Origin of the sequence: Streptomyces sp. NPDC003300, from assembly GCF_040610915.1 — a bacterium.
Lineage (GTDB): Bacteria > Actinomycetota > Actinomycetes > Streptomycetales > Streptomycetaceae > Actinacidiphila.
In genome coordinates, this window is the sequence record NZ_JBEXNE010000026.1 from 29,631 (window position 1) to 46,529 (window position 16,899).

Genomic DNA, 16,899 nt, shown 5'->3' on the forward strand with positions numbered 1-16,899 from the left:
CGGGTGCGGTGAGGCTGTTGACAGTGGCCCCCGCACCAGGCCCTGTCCCCGCCGAATCAGCTCACCGCAGCCGCTTTTCGAACCAGTGGTCCGCGTATGGGCTCGTGTTGTAGCGGGCGATCTCCCTGTAGCCGTGCTTGGCGTACAGCGCACGGGCCTCCACCAGGTCCTTGCGCGTGTCCAGGCGGATCGTGTCCGCGTGGAAGGTGCCGCGGGCGAGGGTTTCCGCGGCGCCGATGAGCAGGCCCGCGACGCCCTGGCCGCGGGCTTCGGGGCCGACATACATCCGGGTCAGCTCCATGGTGTGCGCGTCGAGGACGCGCAGGCCCACACAGCCGACCGGTACGCCGCGGGCAGGAGCGCCGGCGAGCCGGACGGCGAGGAATTCTCCGGTGGGTGGCACGAGATCGTCGCTGGGCTCCTCCGCGAGCACGGCGGAGACCTCGGCGTCGTCCGTCGGACGGCCGTAAAAGCGGCTGACCAGCTCGGTGTAGTAGCGGCGCAACAGCGTCGCCGCCTCGGGGCCGGTGATGGGTACAGGCGCGACCGCCCAGTCGGTCGCGTGCGTGTTGTTCGTCGTCACGCCGGACATCCTGGCAGCGCGTAGGTGGGGTTATCCCCAGGTTTTTCCGGGGTCTGCCACCCCGGGGAACCGGGTGATGGCGCCATGGTCGGGGATCAGTGGCAGTCCATAGCGTCGAGGTGTGGCCGGTCAGGCCAGACACCGGACGTCGAACCGGCCATCGCCGGACCCCGAGGAGCGCCCATGGCTACAGCGACCAGCACGATCATCGACGCGCCGGGACGGCGGTCCGACGGGACGGCGGGCCCGGACGCGGACTCCGCCGGTACGGGGGCGGACGCCGGTACGGGGGCGGACGCCGGTACGGGGGCGGACGCCGGTACGGGGACGGACTCCGGTACGGGGGCGGGACCAGGACCAGGATCGGGATCGGGATCGGGCAGTGATTTCGCGCCGCTGCTGCGCGAGGTGAAGGCGGCCGGGCTGCTGCGGCGGCGCGTGGACCACTACGCGAAGTCGATCGCGCTGAATCTCGTGGCCGTCGCCGCGGTGTGGTCGGCGGTCGTGCTGGTCGGCGGGACGGGTTCGTGGTGGGTGGTGGCGCTCGCGCTGCCCGCGGCGGTGCTGGGGGCGCGTACCGCGTTCATCGGGCACGACGCCGGGCACCACCAGATCGCCGAGAGCCGTCGGACGAACCGGCTGATCGGGCTCGTCCACGGCAATCTGCTGCTGGGCATGGGCGCGGGCTGGTGGACCGACAAGCACAATCGGCACCACGCCAATCCGAACCATGTGGGCAAGGATCCGGACGTCGAGGTCGGCGCGCTGGTGTGGACGCAGGCGCAGGCGGTCGAGCGGGAGGGCTTCGCGCGCTTCCTGACCCGTCATCAGGCGCGCCTGTTCTTCCCGATGCTGCTGCTGGAGGGGCTGGCCCTGAAGGTGGCGAGTCTCCAGGAGCTGAAGCGGCAGGAGCCGCGGCAACGGCTGGTCGAGGGCTCGCTGCTGGTGGCCCACCTGGCGGGTTACGCGGCGCTGCTGCTGTTCGCGATGCCGGTGTGGCAGGCGGTCGTGTTCGCCCTCGTGCACCACGCGCTGTTCGGGCTCCACCTGGGCTGTGCCTTCGCGCCCAACCACAAGGGCATGGAGATGCCCGAGGAGGGCTCGCGCTGGGGTCATCTGCGCCGTCAGGTGCTCACCTCCCGCAATGTGCGCGGCAATCCGCTCACCGACTGGTTCCTCGGCGGCCTCAACTACCAGGTCGAACACCACCTCTTCCCCAGCCTCCCCCGCCCGCACCTGCGCCTCGCCCAGCCGCTGGTGCGCGCCCACTGCCGCCGTCTGTCCATCCCCTACACCGAGACCGGTCTGATCGACTCCTACGTCCAGGCCCTGTCCCACATGCACTCCGTGGGCGCCCCCCTGCGCTCCCCCGCCGTCTGAACTCCCCACCGCCGCCCCCCTTCCGCACCCCCGGCGGCTCAGCCGTCACGGTCGTAGACCGTGACGGCCACCCCGCGTTCCACGAGCCGCGCGGTCACCAGCGGCTCGACCCGCGCCCACCGCCCGCCTGCCAGACCGCAGCCGATCCTCAGCATGTGCACGGAGGCGCCCAGCTCCAACGCCCGGTCGCCGAGCGCCGCGAGGGCGGCGTCGATCGCCTCGTACCGCACCGGCACACCCTTGCTGCCGGTGCGCATGCCGCGCTGGCCGATCAGGTTGGCCACCCACACATAGCTGCCGACCCGCACCAACTGGAGTGCGCCGAGGCCGAAGTCGTTGCGCGCCCGCTCGCGGTGCCAGCGCCGATAGGCGGCCTCGGGCTCCGGCCAGCGGCGCGACACGGCGACGACGAAGCCCTTGCCCCAGCCGCCCAGGTCGTTGCAGACATGCGCGATGACTTTGACGCCCTTGCCCTGTGGTGCGGTGGCGTCTCCCCGCACATACGTGATCTCCCCCATGCCGCCACGGTAAGCGCGACCACTGACAACGCGCCCGCGCTTAAAGCGACGACGGGTGGTGGGTGGTGTGGAGCCAGGCGGTGAACAGCGGGGTGAGGTCGTGGGGGGTGAGGCGTTGGCAGAAGGCGGTGAAGTCGGCGGTGGTGGCGTTGCCGTGGCGGCGGGCGGCGGGCCAGGTGCGGAGGAGGGTGGCGAAGGCGGTCGGGCCGAGGGCTTCGCGGAGTTGGTAGAGGACGAGGGCGCCGCCGCCGTACACGGGGGCGTCGGAGATGCGGTCGGGGCCGGGCGGCGCGCCGGGCGGGAAGGCGCTGTTGGCGGGGTCGGCCAGGGCCGCTGCGGCGCTCCGCTCGACGGTGCGCCCGCCCTCGTGCTCCTGCCACAGCCACTCGGCGTAGGTCGCGAAGCCCTCGTTGAGCCACATGTCCTGCCAGGCGGCGGGCGTGACGGAGTCGCCGAACCACTGGTGGGACAGTTCGTGGACGAGGGTGTCCAGCGGCACGGCGGGGTCGCCCGGCTCGCCGTCGCCGGGGAAGACCGGCTTCGTCTGGGCCTCCAGCGCGTACCCGACCCGCCCGCTCGGCAGGTGGTCGACGATCGCGCCGACGGACGAGAAGGGATAGGGCCCGAACAGCCCGCTCTCCCAGTCCACGATCTCCGGGATACGGCGCAGTGCCGCCGCCGTCGTCGGGTCGTCGGAGCGCGGGTCGACCGCGACGTAGACCGGCACCCCGCCACCGGTACGGGACCGCGTGATGTCGAAGTGCCCGATGGCGACGGTGGCCAGATACGTCGCCATCGGCTCCTTGGCGCGCCAGTGGAACGCGGTCTCGCCGCCGCGGTCGGCGCTGTCGACCAGTTCGCCGTTGGACACGGCGGTGAGACCGTGGGGGACGGTGACGGTGATGTCGTAGGCGGCCTTGTCCGAGGGATGGTTGTTCGAAGGGAACCAGGCCATGGCGCCGACCGGTTCGCCCAGGGCGAGCGCGCCGTCGTCGGTACGGAACCAGCCCTCGTGCGAGCCGTCCGGGTCGGTGAGGGTCGGCGGGACGCCTTCGTACGTCACGGTCGTCTCGAAGCGCGCGCCGTCGCGCAGCGGCGTCGCGGGCGTGACCCTCAGCTCGCTGTCCGCGCGGTCCACGGCGGCGCTCCGCCCGTCGACGGTCACGCGGGTGACGGTGAGCCCCGACAGGTCGAGGTCGAAGCGCGCGAGCGGCTGGGTGGCGGTGGCGGTGACGACCGCCGTGCCGCGCAGCTTTCCTGAGCCGGGGTCGTACGCGAGGTCGAGGCCGTAGTGCGTGACGTCGTATCCGCCGTTGCCCGCCCGCGGGAAGAGCCGGTCGCCGACGCCGGGCGCCCCGACGTCGGCGGAGCCCGAGGCGTGGCCCGTACGGTCGGGGGCCGTACGGTCGGCGGCCGTACGGTCGGGGGCCGCCGTGCCGTCGCCGGAGCACGACAGGCAGCACGCCAAGGAGCACGCGAGCAGGATCGGCAGGGCCGCGCGCGGCGGCGGGAACAGGCGCACGCGGGCCAGCGTACGAGGCTCGGGGCCGGGCGGAGGCGTCCGCCGTACGGCGTGCGAGGACTTTCACAGCGCTAGTGCGACAGCGATACTGTCCAGGTGCCCCAGACCGCTCTCACCATCGACGAGCTGGCCGCCCGCGCCGGGGTGACGGTGCGCACCGTCCGCTTCTACAGCGCCCGCGGCCTGCTCCCGCCGCCCGACATCGGTCCGCGCCGGGTGGGCCGATACGGCTCCGCGCACCTGTCCCGGCTGGCGCTGATCGAGGAGTTGCAGCACCAGGGCCTCACCCTGGCGGCGATCGAGCGCTATCTCCAGCAGCTCCCCGCCGACATCAGCGCCCACGACCTGGCGATCCACCGCGCCCTGGTGGCGTCCTGGCTGCCGGAGGGCAGCCAGGAGATCGACCGGGAGCGGCTCGAACGCCGCGCGGGGCGCCCGCTGGACGACGCGGACCTGGACCGGCTCGCGGCCATGAACGTGCTGGAGCGCACCGACGACCCCGACGCCTTCCGGGTGGATCCGGGCATCCTGCACCTGGGGGTGCGGCTGCTGGACGTGCCCTTTCCCGTGGAGACGGTCGTGGCCGCGCGCGAGGTGATGCTGGAGCACGCGCGGGCCGCCGCCCACGAGCTGGGCCGGATCTTCCTGGACGAGGTGGGGGAGCCGGACCGCCCGGAGCGGATGCGGTCGCTGTCGGCCCAGATGCAGCCGCTGGTCGTACAGGCGCTGGTCACCGCCTTTCAGCGGTCGCTGAAGGAGGAGCTGCGGGCCTGGCCGGTGCCCTCGCCGAAGCCGGACCCCGAGCAGAACCCGCAGCGTTCCCCGTAGCGCCTGAGCGCCTGCACCTCAGCGCCCGTCCGTGAACGTCTCCCCGCTCTCGGCCTTCGCCACCAGCAGCGCGGGCGGTGCGAAACGCTCGCCATAGGTGTCGGCCAGTTCGCGCGCGCGGGCGGTGAAGCCCGCGACGCCGCCCTCGTAGCCGTTGATGTACTGAAGGACGCCGCCGGTCCAGGCGGGGAAGCCGATGCCGAGGATGGAGCCGATGTTGGCGTCGGCGACCGAGGTGAGGACGCCTTCTTCGAGCAGCCGGACCGTGTCCAGCGACTCCGCGAAGAGCATCCGCTCCTGCATGTCGCGCATCGGGATCTCGATGCCGGGTTTACCGAAATGCTCCGCAAGACCGGGCCACAGCCGGGTACGGCGGCCGTCCGCGTAGTCGTAGAAGCCCGCGCCGCCGCTGCGCCCGGTCCGCTCGAACTCGTCCACCATGCGGTCGATGACCCGCTCGGCCGGGTGCTCCTGCCACTGGCCGCCCTCCGCCTCGATCGCGGTACGCGTCTCGCGGCGGATCTTGCGCGGCAGGGTGAGCGTCAGCTCGTCGAGGAGCGACAGCACCTTGGCGGGGTAGCCCGCCTGGGCCGCGGCCTGTTCGACGGAGGCCGCCGCGACGCCCTCGCCGACCATGGCGACGCCCTCGTTGATGAAGTGGCCGATGACGCGGGAGGTGAAGAAGCCGCGCGAGTCGTTGACGACGATCGGCGTCTTGCGGATCTGCCGCACCAGGTCGAAGGCGCGGGCCAGCGCCTCGTCGCCGGTCCGCTCGCCCTTGATGATCTCCACCAGCGGCATCTTGTCGACCGGCGAGAAGAAGTGCAGGCCGATGAAGTCGTCCTGCCGCCGCACGCCTTCGGCGAGCGCCGAGATGGGCAGCGTGGAGGTGTTGGAGCAGAGCAGCGCGTCGGGCGCCACGATGTGCTCGATCTCCTGGAAGACCTTGTGCTTGAGCGTGGCGTCCTCGAAGACCGCCTCGATGACGGCGTCACAGCCCGCAAGGTCCGCCGGGTCGGCGGTCGGGGTGATCCGGGCGAGCAGCGCGTCCCGCTTGTGCGGGGTGGTGCGGCCCTTGGCCAGCGCCTTGTCGAGCAGCGTCACGGAGTACGCCTTGCCGCGCTCGGCGGCCTCCGCGGTGACGTCCTTGAGGACGACGTCGATTCCGGCGCGCGCGCAGGAGTACGCGATGCCCGCGCCCATCATGCCCGCGCCGAGGACGGCGACCTTGGTGACCGGCCGGGCCGGGACGCCCTCGGGGCGGCTGGCACCGGAGTTGACGGCCTGCATGTCGAAGAAGAACGCCTGGATCATGTTCTTCGAGGTCCGGCCGCAGGCCAGCTCGGTGAAGTAGCGGGCCTCGATGAGGGTGGCGGTGTCGATGTCGACCTGCGAGCCCTCGACGGCGGCGGACAGGATCGCCAGCGGCGCCGGGTAGGGCGCGCCCGCGAGCTGCTTGCGCAGATTGGCGGGGAAGGCCGGCAGATTCGCCGCGAAGGCGGGACTCTTCGGGGTGCCGCCGGGGATCTTGTAGCCGGGGGTGTCCCAGGGCTGCCGGGCGTCGGGGTGGGCCAGGACGTACGCCCGCGCGCTCGCCAGCATGGCGTCCCGGTCGGTGGCGACCTCGTGGATGAGACCGGCCTCCAGAGCGCGCTGCGGCGCGTACTGCCGGCCCTGGAGCAGGACCTTCAGCAGCGCGTCGGCGATGCCGAGCAGCCGGACGGTGCGGACGACTCCGCCGCCGCCGGGCAGCAGGCCGAGCGTCACCTCGGGCAGGCCGATCTTGGTGCCGGGCGTGTCGAGCGCGATGCGGTGGTGGCAGGCCAGCGCGATCTCGTAACCGCCGCCGAGCGCCGCTCCGTTGATGGCCGCGACGACCGGCTTGCCGAGGGTTTCCAGGCGGCGCAGGCGGCGCTTGATGCGCAGCGATCCGGCGAGGACGTCGGCCGCGTTCTCCGGGGTGGCGCGGATCAGGTCGCGCAGGTCGCCGCCCGCGAAGAAGGTCTTCTTCGCGGAGGTGACGATGATGCCGCGCACGCCGTCGAGTTCGGCTTCGAGGCGGTCGAGGGTGGCGTCGAGGGAATCGGCGAAGGCCGCGTTCATGGTGTTCGCGGACTGCGCGGGGTCGTCCAGGACCAGGGTGACGATGCCGTCGGTGTCCTGCTCCCAGCGGATGGTGGTGGACTCGCTCATGGTCTTCGGGCTCCGTTGGATCCGTGAGGGGGCACGTGAGGGGGCAGGGGTCAGAGACGTTCGACGACGGTGGCGACGCCCATGCCGCCGCCGACGCAGAGGGTGGCGAGCCCGTACCGCTGGTCGCGGCGCTCCAGTTCGTCGATGAGGGTGCCGAGGATCATCGCGCCGGTCGCGCCGAGCGGGTGGCCGAGCGCGATGGCGCCGCCGTTGACGTTGACCTTGTCGATGCTGACGCCCATGTCGGAGGCGAAGCGCAGCACGACGGCGGCGAACGCCTCGTTCATCTCGATCAGGTCGATGTCGTCGATGGTCAGCCCGGCCTTGGCGAGGGCCTTGCGGGAGGCGGGGGCGGGGCCGGTCAGCATGATGGTCGGCTCGGAGCCGGAGACGGCGGCCGAGACGATCCGGGCGCGGGGGGTGAGGCCGTAGCGCTCGCCGATCTCGCGGTTGCCGATGGCGACGAGCGCGGCGCCGTCCACGATGCCGGAGGAGTTGCCCGCGTGGTGGACGTGGTCGATGGCCTCGACCCAGTGGTACTTCTGGAGCGCGACGGCGTCGAAGCCGCCCAGGTCGCCGATGTCGGCGAAGGACGGCTTGAGCTTGGCGAGGGTCTCAGGGGTGGTGCCGGGGCGGATGAACTCGTCGTGGTCCAGGACGGTGAGGCCGTTGCGGTCGAGCACGGGCACGACGGAGCGGGCGAAGTAGCCCTGCTTCCACGCCTCCGCGGCGCGTTCCTGGGAGAGCGCGGCGAAGGAGTCCACGTCGTGCCTGGTCCAGCCGCCGAGGGTGGCGATCAGGTCGGCGCCGACGCCCTGCGGCACGAAGCCGGTCTCGTACGAGGTCATGGGGTCCATGGCCCAGGCGCCGCCGTCCGAGCCCATCGCGACGCGCGACATGGACTCGACGCCGCCCGCGAGGATCAGGTCCTCCCAGCCGGAACGCACCTTGGCCGCCGCCAGGTTGACCGCTTCGAGCCCGGAGGCGCAGAAGCGGTTCTCCTGGACGCCCGCGACGGTGTCGGGCAGGCCCGCGGCGATGGCCGCGATCCGCGCGATGTCCGAGCCCTGGTCGCCGATCGGGCTGACGACGCCGAGCACGATGTCGTCGACGGCGGCCGGGTCCAGGGTCGGGAAGCGGCGCCGCAGTTCGTGGATGAGGCCGACGACGAGGTCGATCGGCTTGGTGCCGTGCAGGGATCCGTTCGCCTTTCCGCGCCCGCGCGGGGTGCGTACGGCGTCGTAGACGTAGGCCTCGGTGCTCAACGTCGTGCCTTTCTGGAGGGTGGGGCGGGGTGTCCTGGTCCGGCGCGGTGTCCGGGAGGTGCTGCCGTACGGGTCTCAGTCCAGCAGTGCGGGGGTGTCCCAGTCGCGGGCGACCTCCGCGGTGTGCGCGCCGGGCGGCGCGGGCGGCCGGCGCAGGGTGCCCGGTGTCGCGGACAGGCGCGGCGCGGGCGCGGGCTGCACGGTCCCGGCGGCCTCGGTGAAGGTGCCGCGGGCGGCCAGGTGCGGGTGGTGCGGGGCCTCACCCAACGAGAGTACGGGCGCCACGCACGCGTCCGTCCCGTCGAAGACGCGTGTCCACTCGTCGCGGGTGCGGGTGCGGAAGCGGGCCGCGAGGGCGGCGCGCAGGTCGTGCCAGCGGCCGGGTTCCGTGCGCAGGGCCGCGTCCCGCGGCGCCAGTTCCAGCAGCCGGACGAATTCGTCGTAGAAGCGCTGTTCCAGGGCGCCGACCGCCATGTACCGGCCGTCGGAGGTCTCGTAGACGCCGTAGAAGGGGGTGCCGCCGTCCAGGAGGTTGGCGCCGCGCCTGTCCTGCCAGCGGCCGGTGGCGAGGATGGCGTGGATCATCGTGGTGAGGTGCGCGACGCCGTCGACGATCGCGGCGTCCACGACCTGTCCCTCGCCGTGCGCGCGGGCGTGGTGGAGGGCGGCGAGGACGCCGGTGACCAGGTAGAGGGAGCCGCCCGCGTAGTCGCCGAGGAGGTTGGCGGGCGCGACCGGCGGTCCGTCGGCCGGTCCCGTCATGCCGAGCGCGCCGGTCACGGCGAGGTAGGCGATGTCGTGTCCCGCGGTGTCGGCGAGCGGGCCGCTCTGGCCCCAGCCGGTCATCCGGCCGTAGACGAGCCGCGGATTGCGGGCCAGGCACGCGTCGGGGCCGACGCCCAGCCGCTCGGCGACGCCCGGCCGGTAGCCCTCGATGAGGATGTCGGCGCGCTCGGCCAGGTCGAGCACGGTCGCGGGTCCCCGGTCCGCCTTGAGGTCGACCAGCACCGAGCGCTTGTTGCGGTTGGTGAGGTCGTGCTCGGGCGCGACGCCGAGGCCCGCGCCGCCCGGCCGGTCCACCCGTACGACATCGGCGCCGAGGTCGGCGAGGAGCATCGCGGCGAACGGTCCCGGACCGATCCCGGCCAGTTCGACGACACGCACGCCCGCCAGCGGGCCGTCGGGCGCCGCACCCCGGTTTGACAATTCTGATGTCACATCAATGATGCTAGGAACGTGTTCCAGTCTTGGCAAGAGCTGACTGAGCGCTCGCTCAGCCGGTTCACTCGCCTTCGGTTCCGTCTCCGGTCCCGCCTTCGGTCCCGCCGTCGGCCGCCGCCGTCGCGTGCGGCGTCACAGGTGGCAGTGGCCGCCGGAGCCGCGTCCGCTCTCCCGGGGCAGGTCGAGCGTGGGGTTGCGGTCGAAGAAGCCGGTCGGTCTCAGCGTGAAACCGCAGGTGTCCACCGGCATCACCGGCCAGTCCTCCAGGCGCGGCAGATGCGTCGGCCCGAAGGAGTGCCACAGCGTGAGGTCGGTGTCCTCCAGCGCCTCGCCCGGCCGCGACCACTGCCCGACACCGGCCCCGCCCCGGTGCTGGTTGGGGTAGTCGCCGTCCGGATAGTGCCGCTCGGGGCGGTAGCGGGTCACCCACAGGTGCTTGGTGGCGTACGTGACGCGCTCCGCGACCGGTGAGCCGGGCTGCGCGAGCAGCGTCGGTCCCGCGTCGGGCAGCAGGGTGTACGCGACCGGGCGGCCCATCCGGTTGAGCGAGCCGGGGTTGCTGATCCGCCAGCGCCGCCCGGCCGCCGGGTCGGCGACCCGGCCCGCGTCACCGCTGTCGGCCACCACGGTGGCGCGCGTGGTGAAGGCGTTGCCGTTCGGATTGTCCGGGCCCATCGGCAGCCGTACGACGTCCACTTCCTCGACCGTGTTGGCCGGCCCGTCCACCGCCACGTCGAGCCGGGCGCAGAACAGATGCTGGTGGTACGGCGCGAGCAGCCCCGGCGCGATCTCGGTGGCGTGCGGCGAGCTCTCCCCCGGCACGGCGGCCGACGTCTGCACGAGCCCGGTGGCCTTGGCCTCGAAGGCGATCGTGCCGTCCTGGTGGAGATACCAGTAGAAGCCGTAGTCGTAGTTGCCGAGGGTGGCGATGTACGAGATCACCAGGCGGCGCGAACGGCGGCTGTCCACCGCGAAGTTGTCGAAGATGTTGGTGTGCTTCCACAGCAGCCCCGCGTCCTCCTCGTGGACGCAGATCGCGTTGCTCAGCGTCTCCGGGCGGCCGAGGTCGTCGGCCAGCACGGCGTCCACGTACGCGATCTCGCCGAGGCAGTCGCAGCCCAGGCGCAGCGCGTTGGCGTTGCGGCCGAGCAGGTACTCGCCCGCGTCCAGGTAGCAGACCCAGTTGCGGGCCGCGTCGGGCTCCGCGTACGGCACGGCCATCTCGGCGATCGAGGCGCGGTGCAGGACGAGCCGGTCGCGGTCGCCGTCGCGGTGGGTGATCCGGTGCAGCACCAGGCCCTCGCGGGCGTTGAAGTCCAGCCGCAGCCGCCAGTTCTGCCAGCTCAGCACCGGGCCTTCGAGCGTGAAGGACGGCCCCTCCGGCTGGCCGATCTCCAGCGGGCGCAGGTCGGTGCGGGCCGGTCCGTTGAACTCGGCCTCGTAGCGCCCGCATTGGGTAGGCGTCGGGACGGCGCCGGTGTCGATGAGGCGTACGACGCGCCGCTCGATCAGGTCGACCTCCGCGACCAGGCCGCCGACCGGGTGGGCGAACGGGTTGTCGCTCTCGTCGCAGCGCAGGAAGGTCAGCGAGCGCAGCATGCGGCGGCCGGTCTCGGAGGCGATGCCGAAGTTGCCCGCGGCCAGCGGCGCCGCGATCACCAGCGAGGTGTCGGTGACGCCGCGCTCGGCCATCGCCGCGCGCCAGGCGGGGTCGGCCTTGACGATCTCGTCGCAGGTCTCGTACTCCTCGAACAGCAGCGGCGGTTGGCCGTCGGCGGCCGGGTCCAGGTCGCGGTGGGCGAGCAGCAGGCGCGAGGTGACGTCGACCAGGGCCTCGGCGGCGCGGCCGGTGGCGGAGTCGAGCAGTGTGACACGTACCCGGCGGGTGAAGGCGTCGCCGTCGCGGTGGGCGAGCGCGGCGTGCCGGTCGGGCTCGTCGGGCAGGACGAGCGGGAAGCGGGTGGCGTCGGACACCAGGCCCTCCGCCTCCAGTACGGCGCGGGCCGTGTCGATCTCGTCGGCGGTCAGCGGGTCGAGCGGATGCGGAGTGGTGGTGGCGGCCGACGCGGTCATGGGGCCTCCTGACGGCGGAACAGGAACGCTGCGGGGACGGGGAGTTCGGGACATGGGTCCGGAAAAAACGGGCGGCCCGCCGCACCCTGTGGGGTGTGGCGGGCCGTCGCGGTGAGACCTGGCGAGATGGTCAGGAGGACGCTTGCGCGGCGGCCTTCTCCAGTTGGAACGCCTCGTTGCCCTGGCCGATCCTGGCGTGCACCTCGGGCCGCTTGGCGCGCAGTATCAGACCGTAGACCAGTCCGATGGCGGCGGCCAGAGCGATGATGCCGGGCAGCAGCCAGCGCAGCCCGTGGCCGGGGTTGGCGCCCAGCAGCACCGAGAAGTCCTTCACCGAGTAGACGGCGATGGTCAGCAGCCCGAGAGCGGCGACGGCCGAGGTGACCAGCCGCCATGCCTGCACACCGGCGGCGCCGCGCTTGACGAAGAAGGCGATGACGGCGATGGCCGCGGTGGCCATCAGCAGCACGATGCCGAGCGCGCCGACGTTGCCCGCCCAGGTGAACATGCGCAGCACGGGGGCCGTCGGGTCCGGGCCGAACTTCGGGTCGAACTTCCCGTTGTCGGTGGCGGCGAAGGCCACGACGACGGCCAGCGCGACGATCGACTGGAGGAAGGAGCCGACGGCGGGGGCGCCGCTGGACTTCGAGGTACGGCCGACCGCCGAGGGCAGCAGACCGTCGCGGCCCATCGCGAACGCGTAGCGGGCGACGACGTTGTGGAAGCTCAGCATCGAGGCGAAGATGCCGGTGATGAAGAAGATGTTCAGGGTGTCGGTGAACGCGGTGCCCAGCCGGGCCTGGTTCAGCGAGAAGATCAGGTTCGGACCCTGCTCCTGAGCGGCGCCCACGACGTGGTCGGGGCCGGTGCCGACGGTGATCGCCCAGGCGCTGAAGGCGAAGAAGAGAGTGGCGAAGCCGATCGCGGTGAACATCACCTTGGACACGACGCGTTGGGCGTCGCTGGTCTCCTCGGCGTAGACCGGGGCCTGTTCGAAGCCGACGAAGCCGGCGATGGTGAAGCACAGGGCGGTGCCCAGACCCGCGCCGCTGAGCGTGCTGGGGTCGAAGGCGTGCACCGAGACGCCCTGCGGGCCGGGGTCGGACAGGAAGCTGATGTCGAAGACGACGGTCAGCAGCGTCTCGACCAGCAGCAGCACACCGAGCGTCTTCGCGTTCAGGTCGATCTTCAGCGCGCCGAAGATCGCGGTGATCGCGACTCCGCCGAGCGCCGGGATCCACCAGGCCACGTTGTGGTTCCAGTGCTGGGCGATCTGGCTGGAGATCTCGTAGCCGAAGATCCCGTAGAGACCGACCTGCATGATGCTGTACGCGAACAGGGCGACGTACGAGGCGCAGGCGCCCATGGTGCCGCCCAGGCCCCTGGATATGTACGCGTACAGCGCGCCCGCGTTGTGCACATGGCGGCTCATCTCGGCGTAGCCGAAGCTGAAGAGGATCAGCACGAGGCCGACGATGACGAACAGCAGCGGCACCCCGACGACACCCATGGTGGCGAAGGTGGTCGGCACCACACCGGCCACCACCATCAGGGGCGCGGTCGCGGCGAGGACCGAGAGCAGGAGGGCCGGTGCGCCGATCCGGTCCGCGCGCAGTGCGCGTTGCTCGCCCTTGAACGTGCTGATCTCGCTTGTACTGCCCGTCAGCATGCTGCGGTGTCCTTCCGGTGGTCCGTGGTTCGGGTCTTACTGGATCGGTCTTCGAGCGTGGTTCTTCGTGCGTGGTTCCAACTGCGTGTCCTGCTGGGCGAGTACGACCGTGGGGGCCTAGGCGGAACCGAAGCCGAGCGCGTAGTTGCGCGCCGCGCGGAACGCCTTCTTCGGGTCGCGGTCGGGATACGACCACGGGGTGCGTGTCGCCTCCGACCCGATCCGGTTGAACAGGGCGGCGGCTTCCACCGTGTCGCCCGCGTGGAATTTGCCGTACGCAAGGTAGTTCAGGTCGAGCAGCAACCGCGAGTGGTCGTAGCCCTGCCATTCGAGCCACCAGTCGAAGGCCATGCGCACGCTCTGCCGGGCGCGCGGACTGACCCAGTACGGAAGGCCGTTGGGGACGTCGGGCAGGACGTCGGCCGACGCGAGCACCCGGTAGCGCTCCACCAGCGCGACCAACGGCAGTACGGCCAGCGGCGATCCGCGTCCCGCCTCGTCCGCGGCCCACTCGGCGAATTCGTACACCTCGTGGAACGGGTCCTCGCCGTCGGTCTTCTGACGCTCCGCCAGGCACTGCGTCATCAGGTGGTGGGCGTGGTGGTGGCCGCGGTGCCGGCCGCGCGCCTGGTCGAAGGCACGCACCTGCTCGTCGTCGGTGCCGGTGCGGCGGGCGAGCACCAGCAGGGCGAGCCACGGCGACGGATCGCGCGGGGTCATCCGGGCCGCGCGCAGGCAGAGTTCGCGCGCCGACTCGGCGCTCTGCTTGCCCGCGACCGCGCGGAAGACGGCCGCGAACGCGGCCAGCGCGGCGGCGTCCGTGCTCTCGGGCTCGGCGAGTTGCCACTCGCCCGCCCAGGCGGCGGCGCTCTTGCCCTCGCCGAGGACGACCAGCCGATGTCCTCGGCGGTCCCAGTTGTCCCCGGTACGGCTCAGCAGGTCACGGGTCTCCGCCCAGCGGCCGTGGGCCAGGGCAGCACGAGCCGCGACCAGCTCCTCGTCACCGAGAGCGGGGTCGAAAGCCACGTCGTCCTTGCCACGCGAGAAGCGGAAGGGTGGCGGCGGTGGGGTCATCCGCGGGCAGCCCTCCACGGCGTGCGTAACGTCATGTGATCACGCACAGCCAACCGGTCGGCACGGGGTGGCATCAAGCCCGGACCTGTTGTCTCGCTGTAGTCCCGTATGGTGACGGGGGTTTGGGACACGGATCGGGATGGATGCGCTGGTTCGGCTGCGCGATCGGCCGGACACCTGATATTCGAGAGGCCGATCAAGGTGTGTCGGCATCGCGCGGTGGGGACCAGGTGACATGGACGGCGGGAGCGTGAGCGGTGCGGACGCGGGGGAACGACAGAGTGCGGCAGCCTCCACCCACCCGCTCGCCTATGTACGGCGAAGACACGGGTGGAGCTACCAGGACCTGGCACGGGTCATAGCCGACAACGCGCGGATCCTCGGGGTGCCGATGGCGGCCCGCCGCGAGAAGGTCTGGCGCTGGGAGCACTGGGGGGTCGTGCCGGAGGCCGACAGCCAGCGCGCGCTGGCCCGCGCGCTCGGAATCCCCTCCAGGGAACTGGAGTTGAGGCCCTGGCCGCGCTGGCTCCCGGCGCACGGCGGCATGCCGGACGGGCTGCCGTGGACGGTCGAGGGCAGTTTCACCGCGCTCACCGCGCTGCTCGACAACGGCGCGAGCGACCCGCGCGGCTTCCCCATCGCGGACGAGCAGGCGCTGCTCGACGCCATCGCGGACTGGGACGCGGCGGGCGCGGAGGGCACGACGGGCGCCACCGGTTCCGCGGGCTCGGGCGGCGCGGCGGGCGCGATGGGTTCCATGGGTTCACGTGCCGTGGACAAGAAGGCGGGTTCGCCCTCGGCCGCGGCGGGACGCGGGTCGCCCTCGCCCGCGGCGGGACGCGGGTCGGCGTCGGCCGCCATGGCCGAGCGGTGGGACGAACCGGTGCCCGGCACCCGCTCGGGACGCGTGCCGCGACAGGCGAACGCCGCGGCCGCGTTCCGCGACGACGCCGTCGACAAAGCGGTGGCCGCGGCCGTCGTGGACGGTCCGGTGATCGACTGGCTCGAAGCCGGGGTGCTGGGGCTGCGCAAGCTCGACGACCGGCTCGGCGGCGCGGCCGTACGGCACCGGGTCGAGGCCGATCTGCGCATGGTGCGCGGCCTGTTGCACCGGGGGCAGCACGAACGGGCCCACGGGGCAAGGCTGTTGCGGGTCGCCGCCGACCTGGCGCAGCTCGGCGGCTGGGCGGCCACCGACACCGGCCGGCTCGGGGCGGCGCAGCGGCACTATCTGACCGGTCTGCGGCTCGCCCACAGCGCGGGTGACCGCCCGCTGGCCGTCGCGCTGTGGGGCGGCCTCGCGCTGCACGCGGTGATCGCGGGTCAGCCGCGGGACGCGGTGGCCGCGGCGGAGGCGGGGGTACGGGCGGCGGGCGGCACTCCCCCGGCCGTCCGGGCGCTGGCCGCCAGCAGGCTGAGCCGGGCGCACGCCGCGGTCGGCGCCGACGGCGCCTCACGGCGCGCGGTCTCCGAGGCGGAGCGCCAACTGGACCTGGCGGAGCGGGAGTCGGGTCCGTCATGGCTCTACTGGTTCGACGCGGCCGAACTGGCCGCGCAGACCGGTCAGTCGCTGCTCGACCTGGGCCACGCGCACGAGGCCAGGCCCCTGTTGGAGCAGGCGCTGGCGATGCAGGACGCCTCGTACGTACGCGACCGCTGCCTGTACTCGGCGCGCGCCGCCACCGCCCGCGCCCTGACCGGTGACCTGGAGGGCGCGCGCACGCTGGGCCGCGAGGCGGCCCGGCTGTCCCGGCACTGCGGCTCCCCGCGCATCGCGGACACGCTGGACGCGCTGAAGGTCCGGCTCGACGCCACGAGGTGACCTCTTCCCCCCGGTGCGCGGTCCCGCCTTCGCGGACCGCGCACCGGCGCCGAACGTGCGGGCTGCTCCGGGGGACGGTGCCGCGGGCCGGTGCTCCCGGCACTCCCGGCGCTCAAGGCCGGTGCGCAACGTCACCACGGATTGGCCGAGAAGCCTACGGGAGGCGGTGCGAGACGCCGGTTCGGACCCCGGCCCGCGGGGCGTGTACGTCATGGCGACCGGTCGTGACGTACAACCGGCCGCACAAGTACCCAACGATGACTGATTCGCGGACGCGGCCCCGTCCGTACCGTCTTGACCTGCGAGAACACGGCGCCACCCGGCACCGGACAACGTAGGGAGACACCAGCCATGAGCGACACCCTGTACCTGGTCCAGCGCTACATCGCCGCCTGGAACGAGACCGACCCGGCCGCCCGGCGCCGCCTGATCGACGAGGTCTTCGCCGCCGACGGCCGCTACACCGACCCGCTGGCCGACGTCACCGGGCGGGACGCCTTCGACGCGGTGGTCGGCGCCGTGCAGGCGCAGTTCCCCGGCTTCGTGTTCACCCTGGGCCCGGTCGACGCTCACCACCACATCGCCCGCTTCACGTGGGAGCTGGGCCCGGCGGGCGGCGAGTCGCTGGTGGTCGGCTTCGACGTGGCCGCGATCGGCGAGGACGGCCTGGTGCACAGCGTCCAGGGCTTCCTCGACAAGGTCCCGGCCGGCGCCTGAGCGCCGCTCCACGGGGTACGGGTGCGGCCCGCGC

13 protein-coding genes are annotated in these 16,899 nt (G+C 72.6%); 4 read left to right on the forward strand and 9 right to left on the reverse strand.

The genetic code is table 11. The features are described from left to right. Positions 1-61 precede the first annotated feature (61 nt). The gene (locus ABZX65_RS29655; RefSeq protein ID WP_355346665.1) at positions 62-583 is read right to left on the reverse strand and encodes a GNAT family N-acetyltransferase; all 522 of its coding nucleotides are present in this window, start codon (positions 581-583) and stop codon (positions 62-64) included. Between the two features lie 183 nt (positions 584-766). Here ABZX65_RS29655 and ABZX65_RS29660 point away from each other — a divergent pair, with 183 nt between their 5' ends. Next, positions 767-1,963 (forward strand): acyl-CoA desaturase, encoded by a 1,197-nt coding sequence (locus ABZX65_RS29660; RefSeq protein ID WP_355346668.1) that lies wholly within the window; start codon positions 767-769, stop codon positions 1,961-1,963. A gap of 38 nt (positions 1,964-2,001) precedes the next feature. Here the strand turns inward: ABZX65_RS29660 and ABZX65_RS29665 are convergent, their stop codons facing one another. Both ABZX65_RS29665 and ABZX65_RS29670 read right to left on the reverse strand, forming a co-directional pair. Next, positions 2,002-2,481: a macro domain-containing protein gene (locus ABZX65_RS29665; protein WP_355346671.1), complete on the reverse strand. Its 480-nt coding sequence runs from the start codon at positions 2,479-2,481 to the stop codon at positions 2,002-2,004. A gap of 40 nt (positions 2,482-2,521) precedes the next feature. Next, a complete protein-coding gene (locus ABZX65_RS29670) occupies positions 2,522-4,003 on the reverse strand; it encodes a M1 family metallopeptidase (RefSeq protein ID WP_355346674.1) in 1,482 nt (493 codons plus the stop codon). Between the two features lie 96 nt (positions 4,004-4,099). On the opposite strand from ABZX65_RS29670, the gene ABZX65_RS29675 reads away from it, so the two are divergent. Next, positions 4,100-4,831, forward strand: coding sequence for a MerR family transcriptional regulator (locus ABZX65_RS29675; protein WP_355346677.1), 732 nt, complete (start codon positions 4,100-4,102; stop codon positions 4,829-4,831). 18 nt (positions 4,832-4,849) lie between these two features. Here the strand turns inward: ABZX65_RS29675 and ABZX65_RS29680 are convergent, their stop codons facing one another. From ABZX65_RS29680 to ABZX65_RS29705, 6 genes are all read right to left on the reverse strand, one after another. Then, a complete protein-coding gene (locus ABZX65_RS29680; protein ID WP_355346680.1) occupies positions 4,850-7,024 on the reverse strand; it encodes a 3-hydroxyacyl-CoA dehydrogenase NAD-binding domain-containing protein in 2,175 nt (724 codons plus the stop codon). A 50-nt stretch (positions 7,025-7,074) separates the two neighbouring features. After that, a complete protein-coding gene (locus ABZX65_RS29685; protein WP_355346683.1) occupies positions 7,075-8,289 on the reverse strand; it encodes an acetyl-CoA C-acetyltransferase in 1,215 nt (404 codons plus the stop codon). A 75-nt stretch (positions 8,290-8,364) separates the two neighbouring features. Continuing rightward, the gene (locus tag ABZX65_RS29690) at positions 8,365-9,507 is read right to left on the reverse strand and encodes a CaiB/BaiF CoA-transferase family protein (RefSeq protein WP_355346686.1); all 1,143 of its coding nucleotides are present in this window, start codon (positions 9,505-9,507) and stop codon (positions 8,365-8,367) included. Between the two features lie 135 nt (positions 9,508-9,642). Further along, entirely contained in the window at positions 9,643-11,583 is a 1,941-nt protein-coding gene (locus ABZX65_RS29695; RefSeq protein WP_355346689.1) for a primary-amine oxidase, read from the reverse strand. A 130-nt stretch (positions 11,584-11,713) separates the two neighbouring features. Next, positions 11,714-13,252, reverse strand: a complete 1,539-nt coding sequence (locus ABZX65_RS29700) for an APC family permease (RefSeq protein ID WP_355346692.1) — start codon at positions 13,250-13,252, stop codon at positions 11,714-11,716. Between the two features lie 117 nt (positions 13,253-13,369). Further along, on the reverse strand, positions 13,370-14,326 hold the full coding sequence (locus ABZX65_RS29705) for a hypothetical protein (protein ID WP_355346695.1): 957 nt from the start codon (positions 14,324-14,326) through the stop codon (positions 13,370-13,372). A gap of 235 nt (positions 14,327-14,561) precedes the next feature. Here ABZX65_RS29705 and ABZX65_RS29710 point away from each other — a divergent pair, with 235 nt between their 5' ends. Both ABZX65_RS29710 and ABZX65_RS29715 read left to right on the forward strand, forming a co-directional pair. After that, on the forward strand, positions 14,562-16,148 hold the full coding sequence (locus ABZX65_RS29710) for a hypothetical protein (protein ID WP_355346698.1): 1,587 nt from the start codon (positions 14,562-14,564) through the stop codon (positions 16,146-16,148). 351 nt (positions 16,149-16,499) lie between these two features. Then, positions 16,500-16,865 (forward strand): nuclear transport factor 2 family protein, encoded by a 366-nt coding sequence (locus ABZX65_RS29715; protein WP_355346701.1) that lies wholly within the window; start codon positions 16,500-16,502, stop codon positions 16,863-16,865. Positions 16,866-16,899: the final 34 nt, after the last annotated feature.

Bases quoted from the DNA above. Each gene is read 5' to 3' on its own strand.
- ABZX65_RS29695 (WP_355346689.1), bottom strand. From the start codon at position 11,583: ATGACCGCGTCGGCCGCCACCACCACTCCGCATCCGCTCGACCCGCTG.
- ABZX65_RS29660 (WP_355346668.1), top strand. From the start codon at position 767: ATGGCTACAGCGACCAGCACGATCATCGACGCGCCGGGACGGCGGTCC.
- ABZX65_RS29705 (WP_355346695.1), bottom strand. From the start codon at position 14,326: ATGACCCCACCGCCGCCACCCTTCCGCTTCTCGCGTGGCAAGGACGAC.
- ABZX65_RS29715 (WP_355346701.1), top strand. From the start codon at position 16,500: ATGAGCGACACCCTGTACCTGGTCCAGCGCTACATCGCCGCCTGGAAC.
- ABZX65_RS29680 (WP_355346680.1), bottom strand. From the start codon at position 7,024: ATGAGCGAGTCCACCACCATCCGCTGGGAGCAGGACACCGACGGCATC.
- ABZX65_RS29710 (WP_355346698.1), top strand. From the start codon at position 14,562: ATGGACGGCGGGAGCGTGAGCGGTGCGGACGCGGGGGAACGACAGAGT.
- ABZX65_RS29700 (WP_355346692.1), bottom strand. From the start codon at position 13,252: ATGCTGACGGGCAGTACAAGCGAGATCAGCACGTTCAAGGGCGAGCAA.
- ABZX65_RS29665 (WP_355346671.1), bottom strand. From the start codon at position 2,481: ATGGGGGAGATCACGTATGTGCGGGGAGACGCCACCGCACCACAGGGC.